The 18734-nt window shown below is 47.3% G+C and carries 15 protein-coding genes; 3 read left to right on the top strand and 12 right to left on the bottom strand.

Going from position 1 to position 18734, the window contains the following annotated elements; genetic code table 11:
• Window positions 1–135: 135 nt before the first annotated feature.
• The 6 genes from MKZ12_RS05255 to MKZ12_RS05230 all read right to left on the bottom strand — a co-directional run bounded on the left by MKZ12_RS05255 (window position 136) and on the right by MKZ12_RS05230 (window position 6858).
• Complete coding sequence (locus MKZ12_RS05255; RefSeq protein WP_339259140.1) at window positions 136–1212, bottom strand: efflux RND transporter periplasmic adaptor subunit; 1077 nt, start codon at window positions 1210–1212, stop codon at window positions 136–138.
• Between the two features lie 28 nt (window positions 1213–1240).
• Window positions 1241–2611, bottom strand: a complete 1371-nt coding sequence (locus tag MKZ12_RS05250) for an ABC transporter permease (RefSeq protein WP_339259138.1) — start codon at window positions 2609–2611, stop codon at window positions 1241–1243.
• A gap of 18 nt (window positions 2612–2629) precedes the next feature.
• Window positions 2630–3313, bottom strand: a complete 684-nt coding sequence (locus MKZ12_RS05245) for an ABC transporter ATP-binding protein (RefSeq protein ID WP_339259137.1) — start codon at window positions 3311–3313, stop codon at window positions 2630–2632.
• 202 nt (window positions 3314–3515) lie between these two features.
• The gene (locus MKZ12_RS05240) at window positions 3516–4685 is read right to left on the bottom strand and encodes a hypothetical protein (RefSeq protein WP_339259135.1); all 1170 of its coding nucleotides are present in this window, start codon (window positions 4683–4685) and stop codon (window positions 3516–3518) included.
• Entirely contained in the window at window positions 4682–6148 is a 1467-nt protein-coding gene (locus tag MKZ12_RS05235) for a HAMP domain-containing sensor histidine kinase (protein WP_339259134.1), read from the bottom strand. Before MKZ12_RS05235 ends, MKZ12_RS05240 begins: the two co-directional genes overlap by 4 nt.
• Window positions 6145–6858 carry a response regulator transcription factor gene (locus MKZ12_RS05230; protein WP_253430918.1) on the bottom strand — a complete coding sequence of 238 codons (714 nt, stop codon included), beginning with the start codon at window positions 6856–6858 and terminating at the stop codon, window positions 6145–6147. Before MKZ12_RS05230 ends, MKZ12_RS05235 begins: the two co-directional genes overlap by 4 nt.
• Window positions 6859–7069: 211 nt before the next feature.
• On the opposite strand from MKZ12_RS05230, the gene MKZ12_RS05225 reads away from it, so the two are divergent.
• Entirely contained in the window at window positions 7070–7546 is a 477-nt protein-coding gene (locus MKZ12_RS05225; RefSeq protein ID WP_339259133.1) for an RNA polymerase sigma factor, read from the top strand.
• A 257-nt stretch (window positions 7547–7803) separates the two neighbouring features.
• Window positions 7804–10551 (top strand): DUF5689 domain-containing protein, encoded by a 2748-nt coding sequence (locus MKZ12_RS05220; RefSeq protein ID WP_339261318.1) that lies wholly within the window; start codon window positions 7804–7806, stop codon window positions 10549–10551.
• Between the two features lie 529 nt (window positions 10552–11080).
• Here the strand turns inward: MKZ12_RS05220 and MKZ12_RS05215 are convergent.
• The 5 genes from MKZ12_RS05215 to MKZ12_RS05195 all read right to left on the bottom strand — a co-directional run bounded on the left by MKZ12_RS05215 (window position 11081) and on the right by MKZ12_RS05195 (window position 15296).
• Complete coding sequence (locus MKZ12_RS05215; protein WP_339259132.1) at window positions 11081–11341, bottom strand: hypothetical protein; 261 nt, start codon at window positions 11339–11341, stop codon at window positions 11081–11083.
• Between the two features lie 344 nt (window positions 11342–11685).
• The gene (gene phnE / locus MKZ12_RS05210; protein ID WP_339259131.1) at window positions 11686–12492 is read right to left on the bottom strand and encodes a phosphonate ABC transporter, permease protein PhnE; all 807 of its coding nucleotides are present in this window, start codon (window positions 12490–12492) and stop codon (window positions 11686–11688) included.
• Window positions 12489–13340: a phosphonate ABC transporter, permease protein PhnE gene (phnE, locus tag MKZ12_RS05205; RefSeq protein ID WP_339259130.1), complete on the bottom strand. Its 852-nt coding sequence runs from the start codon at window positions 13338–13340 to the stop codon at window positions 12489–12491. The genes phnE (MKZ12_RS05210) and phnE (MKZ12_RS05205) overlap by 4 nt, the downstream gene beginning before the upstream one ends.
• On the bottom strand, window positions 13337–14134 hold the full coding sequence (gene phnC / locus MKZ12_RS05200) for a phosphonate ABC transporter ATP-binding protein (protein WP_339259129.1): 798 nt from the start codon (window positions 14132–14134) through the stop codon (window positions 13337–13339). Before phnC ends, phnE (MKZ12_RS05205) begins: the two co-directional genes overlap by 4 nt.
• A 178-nt stretch (window positions 14135–14312) precedes the next feature.
• A complete protein-coding gene (locus MKZ12_RS05195; protein ID WP_339259128.1) occupies window positions 14313–15296 on the bottom strand; it encodes a phosphate/phosphite/phosphonate ABC transporter substrate-binding protein in 984 nt (327 codons plus the stop codon).
• A gap of 195 nt (window positions 15297–15491) precedes the next feature.
• Here MKZ12_RS05195 and MKZ12_RS05190 point away from each other — a divergent pair, with 195 nt between their 5' ends.
• On the top strand, window positions 15492–17153 hold the full coding sequence (locus tag MKZ12_RS05190) for a bifunctional UDP-sugar hydrolase/5'-nucleotidase (protein ID WP_339259127.1): 1662 nt from the start codon (window positions 15492–15494) through the stop codon (window positions 17151–17153).
• Between the two features lie 542 nt (window positions 17154–17695).
• On the opposite strand, the gene MKZ12_RS05185 is transcribed toward MKZ12_RS05190, so the two are convergent.
• Window positions 17696–18709 (bottom strand): Gfo/Idh/MocA family oxidoreductase, encoded by a 1014-nt coding sequence (locus tag MKZ12_RS05185; RefSeq protein WP_339259126.1) that lies wholly within the window; start codon window positions 18707–18709, stop codon window positions 17696–17698.
• Between the last annotated feature and the right edge of the window lie 25 nt (window positions 18710–18734).

Genomic DNA, 18734 nt, shown 5'->3' with positions numbered 1-18734 from the left:
AAATTTAATTATATTTTTTTCCATAATTCAGGCAGGAATCTGGACACCCCTTGCCCCTAACCACACCAGAGGCTCATCCTGGCCTTATACCACAATGAACCTCGTGTTGATCAAGGTCGAATTTCACCCGTTTGTCTAGGGCAGAACAACGACATCTCCCGGTTTTAACCCACTTACCACTTCCGTCTTGTCCCCCGATTCTATTCCAGCCTTGATGGTCAGCGGCTCTGTCAGTCCGTTCCCTTTGTCTAACAGGACGTAAGGTTCGGTCTGATCCCGCATGATGGCCAAGCTGGACACAACCGTCACTTTATCCTTACGCATCGTCTCGATATCGCCTTCCAGACTCACGCCTCCATACATCCTTGCATCCGGCTTCAGATCAATGACCACGTCAAACTGGGAAGCCTGCTTGAGGTCTGTATCGGTACTCTTCCGGGCGAACTTGGACACCTTGCTTACCTTCCCGGTGAATTGCAGGTCTTTCTGCGCTGTCATTCGTACCTTAACCGGCATTCCCACCTTAAGTCTGAACATCTCTTCTTCGCCAACAATCGTCATGAATTTCAGTTTGCTGATATTGGTAATGGACCCGATTAGCTGTCCTTCCGTCACTGCACGTGTCTTGCTGTCCTCTTCATTCATCTGAAATATACCGGAGGCGGAAGCATACACAGTGGACTTGCTCATCACGGCCTGCTTTTTCTGTATCTCCTTCTCCTTCAGGACCAGTGCTTTTTGATTCAATTCATACGTCAGGCGTTTGGCTTCCCGGTCCGCAAATGCCTTCTTGCGCTCTTCTTCCGTCACGCCAAGCGGTTCGCTCATATTCGCCTGATCCAGGCTAACCTGATTCATCTTATTTTCAAGCTGGGCTTTCTCCAAATCGCTCTGCAATTGCTCGACTTCCGTTTGTAACGTGGACGTGTCGAGTGTAAACAGGATATCCCCTTTGCTCACCTGCTCACCACTTTTCACATGCCACTGCTGGATGTTCGAAGCATATGGAGCATAGATATCCGTCTGATCGGTATATACGGTTTTCCCTTTTACCTGAATCGTTTGCGTCATCGTTTCTTGTGTAACATCAAACGTAATTGGCGGCGGGATCTCAACAGGTGCCTCCGGTTTTGGTTTGTACTTTTCATACAGCCAGTACCCCACACCTGCCAAAAGTACAACCGTGATGATGATTTTAATCCATTTCTTCATGTGCCCAATTTCCCTTTCGCTGATAAAATTACATTGATTTGATCACAGTTAATGCGTTGGTCCGCGATGCGCTAATTGCCGGATATATTCCCGAAACAACACCGACCAGCACAGCAAACACGATGCCGAGCGGCAGAGCGGACTGCTGAATAACCACGGTCATCGGACCATTGACCTGATCTGCCATCTGACTCGCGAGCAGACTGTTCACCCCGTCGAGGGCAGCAAAGGCAATTCCAACACCTGCCATGCCGCCCATTAATCCAAGCATCGCTGCTTCCGTTATAAACATCTGGCGGATCTGCCACAGATTCGCCCCCAGCACCTTCATTACACCAATCTGCTTGCGCCGTTGATGCGTAGACATGATCATCGCTACAACAATGGACAACGAGGCCAGCAACATGATAAAACCACCGATGCCCAATGCCGCTTGTTGATACATCCCCAGTTGGCCAGCCATTGCTTCCTCTTGGAAGAGATTGCTCTGTGTATTTAACGTCAGCTTCTGGATCTGTTCTTCAACCTGGGATACATAGCGTTTATCCTCCACTTTGACCAAGGCTGAGTTCAGACGCTTGGCTGCACTACTATCCGCCTGTTGCAACCCAAGCTCATCCTGCAATGCACGTGCTGTGTCCAGCGGCAGATATACTTTTTTGTCGCCCTGAGCACTCATCTCATCCATGTTGGAAGGTTTCGTCAGCTCGCCTGATACACGTACAGACCCACTCATTTTGGTTTTACTCGCATCCGCATAATCTTCATATCGGAACTGGACACGCTGCTGAACCAGCTGATCCTGCTTGGATGACATTTCCGTATACTGCTGCAGGAGCTCATTGTTATATGGATCAGCATTCAACTGCTCGAATAACTTCTGAGTTACTTTCGGGTCTACAAGTCCGAATGCGGCCCCATAGCTGGTCACCGCCATACGACCATCCTCCGCCGCACGTCCCTCGGCATATTTATATCCGAACCCGCCCAGGGTCTGCAGCTCCGTGCCAATAACTTCAACGTATGTACTGCGACCATCCGGAAGCACCATCTCCAACGAATCCAGCTTTAACATGGGTGCCACAGCAACCACATGGGGAATTCTCTGAATAATCTGAATCTTCTCCAGCGTCAGCGCACCGCGTTCAAATGTCGAGCTCTGACCGCCCCCCTTGCCGTTCCCCGTACGTATGCCTTCATTGGGCGTAATTGTGATCTCATCCATCTTGTAATTGTCGTTCAATGTTTTCTCGCTATAGGCCTGTACGGACTGCCCCACGCTAAGTGCAATGATCATGGCGGCAGAACCGATGGACAACCCCATCATGCACAGCAGCGTGACCATTTTCCTGCGAATGATCTGTCCCCAGGCCATACGTGCTACATCCCGTATTCTCACATTTCCTCTCCTTTTGCCTCAAACTTCCCTTACAGCCTCTTCAACCAATATTCCATGTTGCAATGTAAGTACAACCTGCATCTGTTCCGCGACTTCTGCTTCATGTGTCACAATGACAAAGGTGGTATTCAGCTCCCGGTTAAGCTGCTGCAAAATTGCAATAATCTCTTCCTCTGTCTCGGTATCCAGATTCCCGGTAGGCTCATCTGCGAAGATCACCGAGGGTTCGGTAATGAGTGAGCGTGCAATACTGACACGTTGTTGTTGACCGCCCGACAACTGGGACGGGAACAAGTTTACTTTTTCACTTAGTCCAACCTGATCCAATAGTTTCAATGCTTTTGCTTTGCGCTTCGAAGGTCTGATCCCCATGAACACCAACGGTAACTCTACATTTTCCCGAATCGTGAGATTGGACAGCAGCTCATACGACTGGAAAATAAATCCGATATGACTGCGCCTGAACTCAGCCAGGCGATTCTCACTGAAACGAACAATATCTTGTCCCGCAATCAGAATCCTGCCTTGATCCGGCTTCATCAGCCCCGCCATCAGATTCAGCAGCGTGGACTTGCCTGAACCTGAACTTCCCAGCAGCGCCACCATCTTGCCTTCTGCAATCGTCAGGTTGATGTCTTGAAGCACCGGTACGATTCCCTGGCTATTACGGAACGAGTGGGATAATTGATCAACTTGAAGCATTACTGCATGTCTTCCTTTCTACTTGCCAAGTATGTATAGATTCGCGTAGCATATTCCCTTTTATTATAGGGTGGAGATGTATCCAGGCTGACCGGAGTTGTATCCAATTTGTAAATTGTCATAACAAAAAGACCTTGTCCGCATGGGAGCTGTCGCCAGCCTCATCCAGACCAAGGTCTTATCTTCATATACCTTCCATAGTTTACCAGGCTCTGAAACTAAAGCGGTACATTTCACTTTTATCCATGGTGCTTCCTACTGCAAATAGTTCGTCATCATTCCATCTGAGTTTGATGAAGCTATCAATATTACGGTAGATCACCGTATCTGACGAAAGCTTGCTGTCATTCAGATAGGCAATATGCAATTCATTCTTCTGATTCTGATTATCCATTGGCAAAAAATAAGCAATTCGCGATTGATCTGCATCCAGTTCGAAGCTCCAGATGGACCCTTTCAGGACCAGTTCATATTGCTTCTGTTCTGCGCGATACCGATATAATCCCTGCACCTTATTGATCGTTCCCTGGATGAGCATGTCCCCGTTCTTCAGTAACTTGTACTGTTGAATCTCTTCCATTGCCGCATATGCCTTCACTTCATGCGCATCCTCAAGCGACACACGATATATGGCATAGTTTTCTTTCAGCATCACCAGCATATAGAACCGCTTCAGATCTTCACTGACCTCAAAGACATCCATAACGATAAATGTATCACTCGATCCTTTTTCTTGTCCTTGTCCTGTTCCAGCAAACATGCCCATCAGCTCATCATGCGTGTAGATGGTCTGACTCGTTCCCTGCTTTAGATCGACTTGTTTGAATAAGAGATCATCCTGACCGATGTAGGATTCATTCCCTGTAAACACTCTGTAATACGAGTTATCGTTCGAAAGTTTGCGACGTTCCCCGCTCTGAATCATATACTCATACGTCGTCTTCTGCGCTTGACCCGCCCGATATTGGGAGTATATCAACTTCTTGTGATCCGGGCTGATGACTACACCGTAATCCGTATTCGTTGCAATATTTTTCACTTCATTATCATCCAGATGCAGGAGAGACAGCCGCAGCCCTGAATAGGAAGGTTCCGGTTGATTTAATATAATTGTATTTCGGTCTACCACTTCAAAATCATAGATTGCGAAGTCATTCGGAATCTTCGTTGCCGACTCGACTTGAATCGTACTGCTGGGCGGCGGCGCCAGACGGCTGTTGAATTGCTCGCTTGGCATAATCACCGTTCTTGGTTTGAGATTCCCCATACTGAACAGACTGCCGATTCCGAAAATTCCACTGACAAATGCGATTAACAGCCCTGACAACATCAATTTGTCACGGTGCTTTCGCCAGAATCCAGGATGTCTCATGCGTTCATTTCCCCCGGAAGACTGATATTTACTTGTGTCCCTTGCCGCATGATGCTCTTCATCTCCACTGTTCCTCCATGACGCTCCACGATGTTCTTCACAATAGACAAGCCCAGTCCTGCGCTGCCCTTCTCCACCCTGTTGATTCCTTTATCCTGGTAAAAGGGTTCAAATACATGCTGGAGTGCTTCAGCTCCGATTCCTTCCCCCTGATCACGAATCACAATAGCGATAGTCTCACCTAACCGGAAAGATTGTACTTCAATGATTGAATTGACATCACTATATTTAACCGAATTATCCAGAACGTTGAGGAATACCTCCTTCAGCTTGTCCCGATCTCCCTGTAGATACTGATGTTCCTCCAGCTCATAGTGAATGCCTATATTGTACTTGCCCGCCTTAATCGACATGTCTTCACAAGCTTCACGAATAACATCCGATACATCGATACGTTCGAATCGGTACGCCTGAATGACCGCAGAGGAGACCGAGACCTCCAGGATATCCGCAACCATCGTGTTGAGACGCTGGCTTTCCTTGATAATATAATTCATGCCTTTGTCAAAAAAATCCTGATCGGTAAATCCGTTATCCCGCAAAATCTGGGCGTATCCCAGAATGGTCGTTAGTGGTGTCTTCAGTTCATGTGTCACATTGTCAAAAAAGACTTTGCTTCGCGCCTGTACTTGATTCACTTCGTCCCGTTCTCGCTCAATCACATCAATCTGCTCCCGCACACGATCAATCATGATGGTGAAGCTTGAAGCCAGTTCACCAATCTCATCCTTAGTGGTTATCTGAATGTCTGCATTCAAACTCCCCTGAGCCACTTCCGCAGAACGTTTCGTGAGTACACGGATAGGTTGGGTGATTTTCCGGGAAATGAAGATGGAGGCGATAAATACAAATACGAAAATCACCGCTGCGAACAGTTTGATCGTATTTTGAAAACGCAGGTTGCGTTTGAACAAATCCGTGTAATCCTTCTCCATCTGAACAATTCCGATCAATTGTTGATCCATCTGAAGCGGAAAGGACAGCCTGGAGGTGACCCGACCTTTATCCACAACTGTGGTATACGCGATCTTGGATTGTATGGCCGCCTTCACATCAGGATGGTCAGACCGCATAGCGACATTAGCTTCACTGCCAGTAGATCCGTATGGTGAAGCATCGGGGCGATATACGGTAATTTTTCCGCCAACGGCTGAACCAATCTGCTCCGCAAGCTCGCGGCTTCCTGCTTCGAGCGAGTCTCTGCTCATGCGTTTGTTATGAATCAGGAAGTACTGATTCAGCGCGATATCCAGATTTTTCTTCGATTGCACCATGTCCTCATGCACTTCCCGGTACATATTCTCCTGTGCCACCTTATTGGACAGAATCAGCAGAACAGAGAATCCGATAAAGACGATGACCGAGAAGAGCACCACCATTTTGAACTGGATGGTCCACTTCATGTCTGCACCTGAATATTCAGCTTATACCCTACACCAAATACAGTCTCGATCATCGAAATGCCCTGCACACCACTATCCAATTTCTTGCGAATCCGTTGTATATGAATATCCACCGTTCGGGTATCTCCTGCAAAATCAAATCCCCATACCTTGTCCAGCAGTTCAGAACGTGTATGTACCTTACGATGATGGGTCACGAGAAATAACAACAGGTCATATTCCTTATTGGTGAGTCCTGCGCGTTCCCCGTCTTTCCACACTTCCCGTTCATCCTTGCGAATCTCAATATGCTTGCCAAGCCTGACCACCTCATAGGACTGATTCTCCAGCGTCTCGCTGATGAGATCAATTCGGCGAAAGATTGCACGAATGCGCGCAACCACCTCACGAATATCAAAAGGTTTCGTGATATAATCATCCGCCCCAAGCTCCATGCCAAGTACCTTGTCCAGCATGTCAGACTTCGCAGTGATCATGATGACGGGTATCTTGGAGTTCACAGACAGTTGCCGACACACATCAAAACCGCTCATATCCGGCAGCATCAGATCCAACAGGATCAGATCCGGCTTCGAATCCCGAAGCAGATTCAACCCCTCTTTACCCGTAGCTGCTTCCTTGATCTCAAATCCTTCCTTGCGTAACGAATAGGACAAAATATCTCGAATGGACTCCTCGTCCTCAATAATTAAAATCTCTTTTGGTCTCATGATACCCTCGTAATCTCCCTGCTCTATGAATTTCATCTGCCTATATTTTGTATCCCAAGCCTTGTGCTTAAATAGAGGGAAGCACGAAATGTTACAACTTCGATACAACTCTGAACCGTTTGGAAACAACCTCCCGATATACTTGGATCATAAGAGACTCATACCAGACCGGACCCAAGCCTGATCTGTATCCAAGGGGGATTCACATCATATGAACACTGCACAAATCAACGATGCTTATGTCAACTATAAATCAGAAATCACACGGTATCTATCCCATATCGTCAAACAGCCACAAGACGCAGAAGATCTGGCTCAGGATTGCTTCATTCGACTGATGAATGTGACCGTAGATATCCCTGAAGATCGACTCCTCTATTATCTCAAACGGATTGCCCGAAACCTTGCCATGGACAGTTTCCGCAGGCGAACCCGTACACTTAAACGTGACAGCCGTCTGGAGGTACCTACCCATCACCTCGATACACCCCAACTTGAAATTAATGAAGGCGTTCATGATCTTGTCTCCCATATCAACAACACGGAACACCGAAAAATATTAGAACTTCGCCTCATCCACGGATACTCCATCAAGGAAACGGCAGAGCTGGTGAATCGCAGTGAAGGCATGATTAAGTCTTCTGTCTTCCATGCCGTCAATCGAATTCGGGCCAAAGTCATCTCATAGAGATGGCTTTTTTTATGCAAAATCAACAGTGACGCCGGATGGGAGTGTTAAGACAGGACCGAAATACCTATGGATATGTCAAAAGACCCAATTTTACAAATATCGAGTTAATTTTTACAAATTGTTATGACTATGTGAGATTTTCATGTGGTAGAATATGGACGAACTCATGAATTAACTAATATTTGGGAGGGATTTGGTTGGGTAAATTAACAGGTATGCGCGGAGTATTTCTAAAATCACTCCTCGCATTGTCCATGGCTTTGCCGCTTCAGATCGGATTATGGAACGGAGATGCATCGGTTCATGCGGAAGGACCGACAGACCCGGCACCATTCATCCAAGCGAAGGTTGTGAACCAAAATGCAGGCAAGAAAGTATTGTTCGACAACTCACACGGCCAGACGGCTGGAGCAGCAGACTGGGTCATCGATGGAGGTTTCTCTGACTTCGGGAATGCACTCGCGAATGATGGTTATTATGTCAAAGAACTTCGCAAGACGACTCCATTTACCTATGATGATCTGAAAGAGTATAACGTATTCGTTATTGCAGAGCCTCAAATTCCTTTCAAAACATCCGAACAGGCAGCACTCAAACAATATGTTGAAACCGGCGGCAGCATCTTCTTCGTTGGAGATCACTATAATGCAGACCGTAATAAAAACCGCTGGGATGGCTCTGAAGTTATCAATGGCTATCGTCGTGGAGCATTCGAAGATCCAGCCAAAGGCATGAGCACAGATGAGCGTAATTCTGAAGCCATGCAAAACATCACCAGCTCAGACTGGTTGTCCGATAATTTTGGCGTACGATTCCGCTATAACGCACTTGGCGATATCAATGCCAATATCATTGTACCGGCAGATCAAGCCTTCGGCATCACAGAAGGCGTGTCGGCTGTAGCCATGCATGCCGGCTCAACCCTCGCAATCACTGATCCGGAAAAGGCAAAAGGCATTGTGTACCTGCCAAAAACCAACGCCAAATGGAACAACGCGGTGGACCAAGGCGTATACAACGGCGGCGGGATCGAAGAAGGTCCTTACGTAGCCGTATCCAAGCTTGGAGCTGGTAAGGCTGCCTTCATCGGTGACTCCTCTCCAGTAGAAGATGCATCGCCTAAATACTTGCGTGAAGAGACGGGCACACGTAAAACAACCTATGACGGATTCAAAGAAGTCGATGATGCCGTATTGCTCGTGAACACGGTGAACTGGCTTGCTACACAAGAGAACTACACGGATTTCACTCAAGTAAACGGACTTGAACTGGATACAGCTACAGCGCTGTTGCCATTCGAAGAGCCGGCTGCTTCTACAGAACCACAGGCTGAACCTTGGGCCGCACCTGCTGCTGGATACAAGTGGTTCGATCGTTCCACGTTCAAGGCTGGTTCTTACGGCGGCCCTGCATCCAGCGCAAATGCTTCTTACAGCTTCGTGAAACAGGATACGCTTCCGAATGCAGAAGACTTCCAGATTCGTGTCGTTGTGGAGAACATGGCTCCAAACACAACCGTATCCGGTTATAGTGCTGGTATCTATCTGACTGGCGGAACACAGGTAGCCATGATTCAGAATGAAAGTGGTACTTGGCCGACATCGTACGGTTACAGCTCCACATTCAGTGTAACCTCGGATAGCCAAGGTCGCGGGATCAAAGATCTGAATGTACGTATCAAACCGGGTACAACTGGCGCTGCAAGCCTGCGTCTCCGTCTGAACGGCAGTAACCTGATTACCAATGCCGTGACTGTTGGCAATGTGCCAGCTGAACAGCTTCCGGAAGAAGAAGGACCGATTCCAGCAGCGATTACCGTTGCTGAAGCACGCACCAAAGCTGTCGGTACTACCGTAACCATCGAAGGTGTTGTAACGACAGAACCAGGTGCATTCGGTGGACAAGCCTTTTATCTTCAAGATGAAACTGCCGGAATTTATGTCTTCCAACACACAAGTGGTTTTCATGCAGGTGACACGGTGAAAGTAACGGCAGCAACAACCATCTATAACAGCGAGTTCGAGCTTACCGACATCGTTGCGATTGAGAAAACAGGTACGGCTTCCGTACCTGCTCCAATTGAAGTTACAGCCATTACAGATGCGAACCAGGGTCAACTGGTTCAATTGAAAGATGTAACGATTGAGAATATCATCAGCGCTACACCGGCTGGATCTTTCGAATTTGACGCAGTGGCTGCGGACGGAGCAACTACACATATCCGTGTAGACACCCGTACAGGCGTGACGGAGACTTCCTTCCCTTATACTGCTGGGGACAAAATTGATATCACAGGCGTTTCTGCTATTTTCAAAGACGTATATCAATTGAAACCTAGAAGCTTGAATGATTTTGTACCTGCTGAAGATCAAGGTGGAGGCGAACAGCCTTCCACTCCAGCTGCAGAAGCGCCGGGTAAACCGGTGCTTTCTTCTGATAATGGATATACGACTGGCTTGTTCGAAGGTTCGTATAACGTAAGCATGAACCTCTGGTGGGGTGAAAATGGTTCCGAGTACAAACTGTATGAGAACGGTGTTCTGATTGATACGCAGAAGTTGACTGCGGCTACACCTTCTTCACAGTTTGCTAAAACGGCCATTACTGGCAAAACGAATGGCACATATACTTACGTTGCCGAGCTGACCAATGACAAAGGCACAACACGCAGTGACGTGCTGACGGTACAAGTAACGAACGCCTCCCCTGGCAAAGCAACATTGTCCCAAAACAACTGGGATGGTGATGGCAACTACAGCGTATCCATGAACCTCTGGTGGGGTACGAACGCTACCGAATACCGTCTCTATGAGAATGATGTATTGATTGATACACAAACTTTGAAAGCCGCTACACCCGCTTCTCAAAGTGCGTTTACGGAATTGTCCGGTCGTGCTAACGGAACATACACGTACCGCGCTGAGCTGATCAACGCCGCAGGCGTGACCAGCACAGAGACCATTACGGTTCAAGTAACCAAAGCGTTGCCATTGGCTAGCTAGGTCTCAATAAAGAAGCCTGACTTTTAACCAAGCTACTAAAAAACCGAAACCAACATTGCCTGATTCAGGGCAACCTGGTTTCGGTTTTTTTTAGTTGAGCAGAGGAACATCGGAATACTTTGACTTATACGGTACCAATTCACTCATGACGCTAAAGTGACTTGTTACTTATGAATCTCAGGGGCTGACGCTCTTGGGATCGTGGGCTTCTCGGCTCATTGCCTCGTGCGCTTATGTATTGGGAATTTCACGTGATACCCTTCCCCCTTAACGCGGCTAACGAATCTGACAGATCTTATTCAGCCATTTTGACGGAATTCTAAAATCTAACGAACCTCAGTGTCGCTATTTAACTATATTTCCGCTCCAAGAGGGTTAATTCAGGTTAGACTCAACAAATAGCGTCACTACGATTCGTTAGAATGCCAGTGACGCCTCATGTTACCAAATAAGGACTCTCAAGTTCGTTAGACCAGCTCCTGCGACGCTACTTTGGTTACATATTGTAAAAGCAATGCAGAACGTGGATTCATTTCAAACGTTCCGGCACATATCCATTTCTAACAAATAGAATGCTGTTCCATACCGCAGAACAAGCGGCCACGGCGATGATACTGATGACAAAAATCAAGTTCATGTGTGTAAACGTATAAGCGCTTCCTGTGAAAATAATCAGGATTGCACTGAGTCCAATATTTTCTCTGTTATGTTTTTTAAACTTCTGAAAAACCATTCTGTAGAGTAACAGGAGTACCATAAACCCAATCCATATATATTGAAATAATTCCATAGGTCACCTTCCTTTTGAAAAACTGATTACTTGTAATGGTTATCTATGAGGAATATTGATTAATATCCTTAATTGCCTTTATATAGGAATCTATTAATACTACATGTCATTGGAAATTAATTCAATCCTCGGTCTGCATATTCATTGAACATCCTTATGAATAATGATCAGCACGGCAATAAAACATTCTGTTGTTGATTTGCAGACACAAAAAAAAGACTATCCCTGGCTATATTTCTGGCAGCGAATAGTCCTCTCCTCTTACTCTATCATCTAACCTTACTTAATTATCTAATATACTTTATGGCACCACTATCTGATATGCCTCGTAGCCTCACATTAGCCTACACCAGCTTCTTACGAATATATCCCGAGATCAAGTCGATAATCGTGATCATCACGATAATTCCCAGCAGGATTATACCTACTCGCGGCCAGTTCCGTGTGCTAAGTGCAAAGATAAGCGGGGTTCCAATCCCCCCTGCTCCAATTACGCCGAGTATGGTCGCAGAACGTACATTAATCTCGAAACGATACAACGTATAATTCAGGAACCCAGGTATCACCTGCGGCAGGATGGCGAACCACAACTGCTGCATGCGATTGGCTCCAGAGGCAAGCAACGCCTCAGATGGGCCATAGTCGATATTCTCGACTTCATCTGCGTACAATTTGCCCAACATGCCGATGGAGTGTAATCCAAGGGCGAGTACCCCTGCGAACGAACCTGGGCCTACGGCCTTAATGAACAACAAGGCCATAATAATCTCAGGGAACGTGCGGATGAAGCTGAGTACCATTTTCCCTGCACCCGAGATGGAACGATGCCCACTCATATTGCGGGCAGACCAGAAAGCAAACGGGATACAGAGTACTGCCGAGATTACGGTACCCAACACGGAAATCGCCAGTGTATCGAGCAGTCCCCGAAGTAGGTCTTCTCCCTCTGGCAAGTATACAAAATCCCAATCCGGTGAGAATATTCCGGCTACAATAGCCTTCATAATCTGGGCAGCAGTTTCCTTGAAACCAGTGAATGGTACACCGGCGAGAGCCCAGACATATACAAGGATCAGCAGTAACACAATGACCCAGCGTAGCGGGTTCTTCCGTGGTTTTGGCCGGATGCGGCTTGTTTCATTTTTCATCATAGCAATTTCTCCCGCAGCTTAGTACTTACATAATCAATGACCAGAACAATGACGAGGGTAAACAGAATGATTACGCTGGTCTTGTCATACTCCAGGAATCCAAGTGTGGCCTCATAATAGAGTCCAATTCCTCCGGCTCCCACCAGTCCGAGAATGGCAGCAGCACGTATATTAATTTCGAAAGCATACAGCACATAGGATGTGAACTGGGCAGCCAATTGCGGCACCACGCCATATACAATGAGCTGAGTCCGGTTCATACCGACAGCCGTCATCGCTTCCAGCGGCCCCTGATCAATGGTTTCCAGCGTCTCATAGGTCAGCTTCGCAATCAGACCAACCGAGAACACAGCCAGTGCCAAGATTCCGGGGATTGGACCCAGACCAAACACAGCTACAAATAGAGCAGCAAGCAGCAGATCCGGTACAGTCCGAATCAGGTTCAGCAGAAAGCGCGCCGGATAATAGATCCAGCGACTCGGCATAAGGTTACCCGCGCAGATAATCGAGATCGGGATCGCAATAATGGCACCAATGGTTGTTCCAATCAGGGCCATTCGAATTGTTTCCAGCATGCCTTGCACGATATTATCAAAGTAACTCCACCGGGGTGGGAACATCTCCTTCAGCAGATCCAGCATGTTGGGAAAACCTTCAAACAGCTCCGTGAAGCTGGCATCCGTCTGCTTGGCACTGGCCCACAGAAGGAGCAGAATGATCACTAGGGTGAGCAGATGTTTCGTACGCCCAGGCGGTTTCGGGCGATTCACAACCTGAGCCGGGCTGAAACCAGGTTCCTTCCCCACTCCGCCTACATTCTGAAGTGGAACGTTGGACTGCCCCTTCATACCACAACTTCTCCCTGCTCATGCACAGCCTGCTTGTCCAGCAATTCGTCAGCGAGAATCGGTCTGCCGTATATTTCTGCAAAGCGATCATCCGTTGCCTCTTCCACCGGGCCGTCGAATACGACCTCGCCTGCTCGCAATCCGACAATCCGGGTCGCATACTCTCTCGCAAGATCAATAAAGTGAAGATTGACAATCGTTGTAATCCCAAGGTCTTGATTAATGCGTTTCAGGTCATCCATGACCTGTTTCGTTGTAAGCGGGTCGAGTGAAGCAACTGGTTCGTCAGCCAGAATGATTTTCGCTTCCTGTGCCAGTACACGGGCAATAGCCACACGCTGCTGTTGTCCACCGGATAGCTGATCTGCACGGGAATAGGCTTTCTCCGAGATGTTAACCCGATCCAGCGCCGTAAATGCAAGTTCAATATCCTCTTTGGGAAAACGACCCAGAATGGTACGCATGGTGGAATGGTATCCAACGCGTCCAGCAAGTACATTACGGAGTACACTAGACCGCTTCACCAGATTGAAGCTTTGGAAAATCATGCCGATGTCACGTCTGATCATGCGTAGCCGTTTGCCTTGCGCCTTCGTGATGGAACTTCCGTTAATCAGAATCTCGCCCTCACTAATGTCGTGCAGCCGATTAATGGATCGCAGGAGAGTTGATTTACCCGCACCCGACAGACCCACTACAGCAATGAATTCCCCCTGCTCAAATTTTAGATTAATATTATCCAGGCCCTTGGTGCCGTTAGCGTAAGTTTTGGTAACGTTATGAAGCTCAATCATGGCAATAATCCTTCTTTCATTCATAATGATCAAACATACCTAAGTCCTTGCTATAATGGCACAAGCCAGCGCAGCGTAGATCACGCTGAACTGGCCTGTCCATTGCTACGATTAAGCTGTTCCCATCCAAGAGAGCGACTACAAAGTGAACAGATCCCGAACTACTTTTGGATCCACATTATTCACCTTTCACTTTTTCGCCATACTGACGAACGATCTCAAACTTGCTATCATCGGATTCTACATAACCTTCATGCGTATAGATTTCTTTGATGATCTGGTGACCTTCCGTATCTTTACCGATATCGATGAAGGCTTGTTTGATCTTCGCAGTCCAATCAGCATTCATGTCTGTACGAACGGCAATGGTATCGTTAGGAATAGGCTCAGTGAACGCCAGTACACGTGTATCTTCAAATACAGTCGGATAGTCTTTGGCTACCGTGTTGCGGGCATCTTGGAAGATAGCTGCCGCATCAACATCGCCGTTCAATACAGCGATCACACCTTGGTCATGACCTTTCAACGTTACAGGTGTTACATCTTTCAATGGATCAATGCCTCTGTCGAGCAACAGACCTGCTGGCCATACATAACCTGCGGAAGACGTTACGTTTTGGTAAGCGACTTTTTTACCTTTAAGGTCTTCAATGGATTGAATCGGCGAATCTTTTTTCACGATAAACATGGATTTATAGGAATCCGCCAGTTGCTCTGTTGGAGCTCCAGTCTCATCATTTACACCAAAACGTTGTGCTTGCAGAATAACTTGTGCAGCGCCTTTTTCTTTTGCCAGTACATAAGCTGTCGGAGGCAAGAAACCTACGTCTACTTTGTTGGAAGCCATGGCTTCAATAATTGTGTTGTAGTCCGTGGATACGCTGACTTTTACCGGGATGCCCAGTTTGTCACCCAGCAACTTCTCGAGCGGTTTCGCTTTGGCTTCAAGCGTGTCTGCATTCTGGGAAGGAACAAATTGAACCGTCAGTTCCGTTGGCACATAACCTTCGACAGGCTTCTCTGTCTCTGCCGTCGCCGTACCGGATGCATTCGAACTCGAATTATCTCCGTTAGCCGAACCTGTCGTACTACTACTAGACCCACAAGCACTCAGAAACAGAACCAAAATCAACAATGGTAAAAATAAAGCAGACTTCTTCAAACGAACACCCTCCAAAGAGTTTCTATTTTTCAGTACTTGTCTACTATAATTGCCAAATATTTGCGCGATGTGAAACGAAATTTGGAGTTTTGTAAAGTTTCCTGTCAGGCTGTCAGCGCGACTTGTAGTCTGTTAAAATAGGCTCATTATGGTTGAAGATATGGGAAGAACTTATATATTAGAGGAGATTGTAAAATGACATCCATACACCCTACGGCAAGCTTCGATATTCTGTATACCAGTGATCTGCACGGGGCGATTCGCCCCATTCATTACAATACCAATGCGTACCGCCCGGCTGGGCTTGCCTTGCTGGCTTCCCTGATTCGTAAGGAACGCGAACGTTCACCTGAACTGATGCTAGTGGATAATGGAGATCTGCTGCAAGGATCACCCTTGGCCTCTTATGCAGCTTCACAGATTTCCAACAACGAAGGGCATCCCTTCATCACAGTTCTGAATGAACTCGGTTATGATGCTGCGGTGATGGGAAATCACGAGTTTAACTATGGTCAGAATCTGTTGCGCGGAGCAGTTGAAGCTTCCAATTTCCCTTGGCTGTCTGCCAACATTGTTCATGCTGAGCACGACAGAGCCAATGAATCAGAATCTTCGAGAGATCTTCCAACAGGTGCAGCTCTGCCAGCCTTCGGCCCTCCCTATCTAATGAAGACACTCTCCTCCGGTGTTCGAATTGCACTCTTGGGTGCAACGACACATTATATCCCGAACTGGGAGCATCCGAAGAATATCGAAGGTCTGCAGTTCCTTGATGCCTTGGAGAACATTCGTACATGGGTTGGCTATATACGCGAGCATGAACAACCAGATGTAATGGTTGTCAGTTATCATGGCGGGTTTGAGAGTGATCTGGAAACAGGAGAGCCTGCCGAACGGTTAACTGGAGAAAATCAAGGCTATGCCATCTGTCGGGACATTGAAGGCATCGATGTGCTGCTTACCGGACATCAGCATCGTCAGCTTACCGCTACTATTCATGGTGTAACCGTCATTCAACCGGGATTCAGCGGAAATGGTGCGGGGCATGTATCCGTTCAGTTGGAGCAATCATCGGGCGGGGAATGGAAGATTACAGATAAAAAGGCACGATTGTTGCTTTTGGATGAACATAATGAGGAAGTTAAGCCTGATGCTACAGTTATGAAGCTTACGGACGAGCTGGAAGCTGAAGCACAAGCATGGTTGGATCAACCGATTGGCGAGGTGGCTGGGGATTTGTCCATCTCCAATGCAACGGCTCTGCGGCTTAAGGCGCATCCTTTTATTGCTTTTGTACATCAAGTGCAGATGGAAGCGACTGGAGCGCAGCTCTCCAATACCGCCATGCTGAGTGAAGAAGCCCGTGGTTTCGGGAGTCACATCACCGTACGGGACGTGTTATCCAACTTTATCTATCCTAATACTCTGACCGTGCTGGAGCTGAGTGGTCAGGATGTCCGGGAGGCGTTGGAACAAACAGCTCGTTACTTTGAAGTAAATGCTTCTGGCGAGGTGGCAGTCAATCCGGCTTATATGGAACCCAAACCTCAGCATTATAATTACGATATGTGGGCTGGTATGGAATACGAGTTGGATATCTCCCAGCCTGTAGGTAGTCGAGTTGTGAAGCTGGAACGTGAAGGCAAGCCAATGGATATGGATGGCATGTACTCTGTTGTGATGAACAGCTACCGTGCTGCTGGCGGTGGAGATTATGCGATGTATCCAGGTAAAAAAGTGTTGCACGAAGGCGCGACAGATATGGCCGCACTGGTAGAGGATTACATCCGCAGACACCAACCGTTAACAGTGGAGCATGCGGATAACTGGCGGGTTGTTGGTCGCAAGGGGGAATGACTGCTACTGTCGATGGACTCGGGTAGGTAATTTCGAAGGATTTAGAATGATCTAGAATGATCTAGAATGATTTAGGAGGGTTTAGGCGGCTTTAAAAAGATTTGGCATACAAGTTAGCGTGTGAGCTGCTTCCAGCTTGTAGGGCTGTTTCTTGTTTTAAGGCTGCTCGTAGGCTTTTTTCTTATTCTAAGGAATCCAGGGAGTCTTATTTGTGCTCCCTCCCCTCATTAATAATTTTTAAGGAACACCAGACACGCTATTTCCTAAAAATCTGACGATTAACGCGATATACGGCTCAAAATCTCTAAATAGGGCGTCTCATGTTCCTTAGATTTCCGTAGTTGCTTCATACTCCTGAATAACGTGTCTCCGATTCGTTAGCGCTCATCCCTCTGCGCCTCTCTCTGCTCACACCGTAATTGTAAGCGAGTGGAACGAGCCACCCCCTCGATGATTAAAAGGGGCGTCCCGTCATATTCATGACAAGGACAGCCCCTTCTTTATTTTTACAATATCAAGCTCTACGACTTCTCAATCTGCCCCTAATTTACCGTAACCAATGTGCCATGCTCATCTGCTGAACGTATCTCGGCTTCAATTAACTCAAGCGTGCCTGTTGCACTCTCTGGTGTACATACAGATACAGGCGTGCCCGTGTGAACAGACTGGATAAAATATTTGAGTTGGTGATAATATCCCGAGTCGGGTGACAGCTCCGCGACGAAACCAGGACCATGGTTGGGATTTACTTTTAGCTCTCCATTCTCAAAGGCCAGATTCCCTTGCTCCAAATTCACCCGATACGTCATCGAGAACCCGTAGTCTCCCCCCAGCGTCCAGTCGGCTTGGGCATTCAGCACTTTTCCATCAGGATACACATAATTGGTAGACACGGTATCATAGCCGCTTCCCGGAATAACATTACGAGCGAGCGTGGATACTTGATCCGGTTTGCCAAACACCCAGTGAATAATATCCGCATCATGAATGTGCATATCTAATATGCAGCCCCCGCTTTTCTCCCCATCCAGGAACCACTCTTGAGGCAAACCCGAACCGCGGAAGAAATAACCTGCGTTGACCGCTCCATAACGACCATCTTCTACTACGGATTTTAGATAGGCATAGGCTGGCCAGAAGCGTAAACATTGCCCAATCATCAGTGTTTTTCCTGTCGCTTTGGCGGCTTCTGCCATCTTCCAGCCTTCCGCCGAATGGCGCGCAACCGGTTTCTCACACAGTACATGATAACCTTTCTCCAGCAAGGAACATGTTAATTCAGCATGCAATGGTGTGGGCAGCGTAATATCAATGATATCCAGTTCCTCTTGCTCCAGCATCGCGTCGATATTGTCGTACAAACGATAAGGTGTGAGATCATATACCTCTTGCTCTGTTGCCATATTACCGGCTGCTTTACCGTGCTTCAATTCCTCTATTCTCAGATCGCAGATGGCTACCAATTCCACGGGTTCCCCTTCGGAGGCAAGGCGTACATAGTTGTCAAAATGCATACGTCCCATAAACCCAAAACCGATCAATCCCACTTTTAACATATTTCTACCTCCCATATCAAAATAG

It is taken from the genome of Paenibacillus sp. FSL R5-0713 (assembly GCF_037973325.1).
GTDB lineage: Bacteria > Bacillota > Bacilli > Paenibacillales > Paenibacillaceae > Paenibacillus.
This window is presented reverse-complemented; position numbering and strand designations above follow the sequence as displayed.

Excerpts from the sequence above, each read along its gene's own strand:
- MKZ12_RS05190 (WP_339259127.1), top strand. The coding sequence starts at position 15,492 with ATGACATCCATACACCCTACGGCAAGCTTCGATATTCTGTATACCAGT.
- phnE (WP_339259130.1), bottom strand. The coding sequence starts at position 13,340 with ATGAAGGGGCAGTCCAACGTTCCACTTCAGAATGTAGGCGGAGTGGGG.
- MKZ12_RS05240 (WP_339259135.1), bottom strand. The coding sequence starts at position 4,685 with ATGAGACATCCTGGATTCTGGCGAAAGCACCGTGACAAATTGATGTTG.
- MKZ12_RS05245 (WP_339259137.1), bottom strand. The coding sequence starts at position 3,313 with ATGCTTCAAGTTGATCAATTATCCCACTCGTTCCGTAATAGCCAGGGA.
- MKZ12_RS05255 (WP_339259140.1), bottom strand. The coding sequence starts at position 1,212 with ATGAAGAAATGGATTAAAATCATCATCACGGTTGTACTTTTGGCAGGT.
- MKZ12_RS05185 (WP_339259126.1), bottom strand. The coding sequence starts at position 18,709 with ATGTTAAAAGTGGGATTGATCGGTTTTGGGTTTATGGGACGTATGCAT.
- MKZ12_RS05230 (WP_253430918.1), bottom strand. The coding sequence starts at position 6,858 with ATGAGACCAAAAGAGATTTTAATTATTGAGGACGAGGAGTCCATTCGA.
- MKZ12_RS05220 (WP_339261318.1), top strand. The coding sequence starts at position 7,804 with ATGGCTTTGCCGCTTCAGATCGGATTATGGAACGGAGATGCATCGGTT.
- MKZ12_RS05225 (WP_339259133.1), top strand. The coding sequence starts at position 7,070 with ATGAACACTGCACAAATCAACGATGCTTATGTCAACTATAAATCAGAA.
- phnE (WP_339259131.1), bottom strand. The coding sequence starts at position 12,492 with ATGATGAAAAATGAAACAAGCCGCATCCGGCCAAAACCACGGAAGAAC.
- MKZ12_RS05235 (WP_339259134.1), bottom strand. The coding sequence starts at position 6,148 with ATGAAGTGGACCATCCAGTTCAAAATGGTGGTGCTCTTCTCGGTCATC.
- MKZ12_RS05215 (WP_339259132.1), bottom strand. The coding sequence starts at position 11,341 with ATGGAATTATTTCAATATATATGGATTGGGTTTATGGTACTCCTGTTA.
- phnC (WP_339259129.1), bottom strand. The coding sequence starts at position 14,134 with ATGATTGAGCTTCATAACGTTACCAAAACTTACGCTAACGGCACCAAG.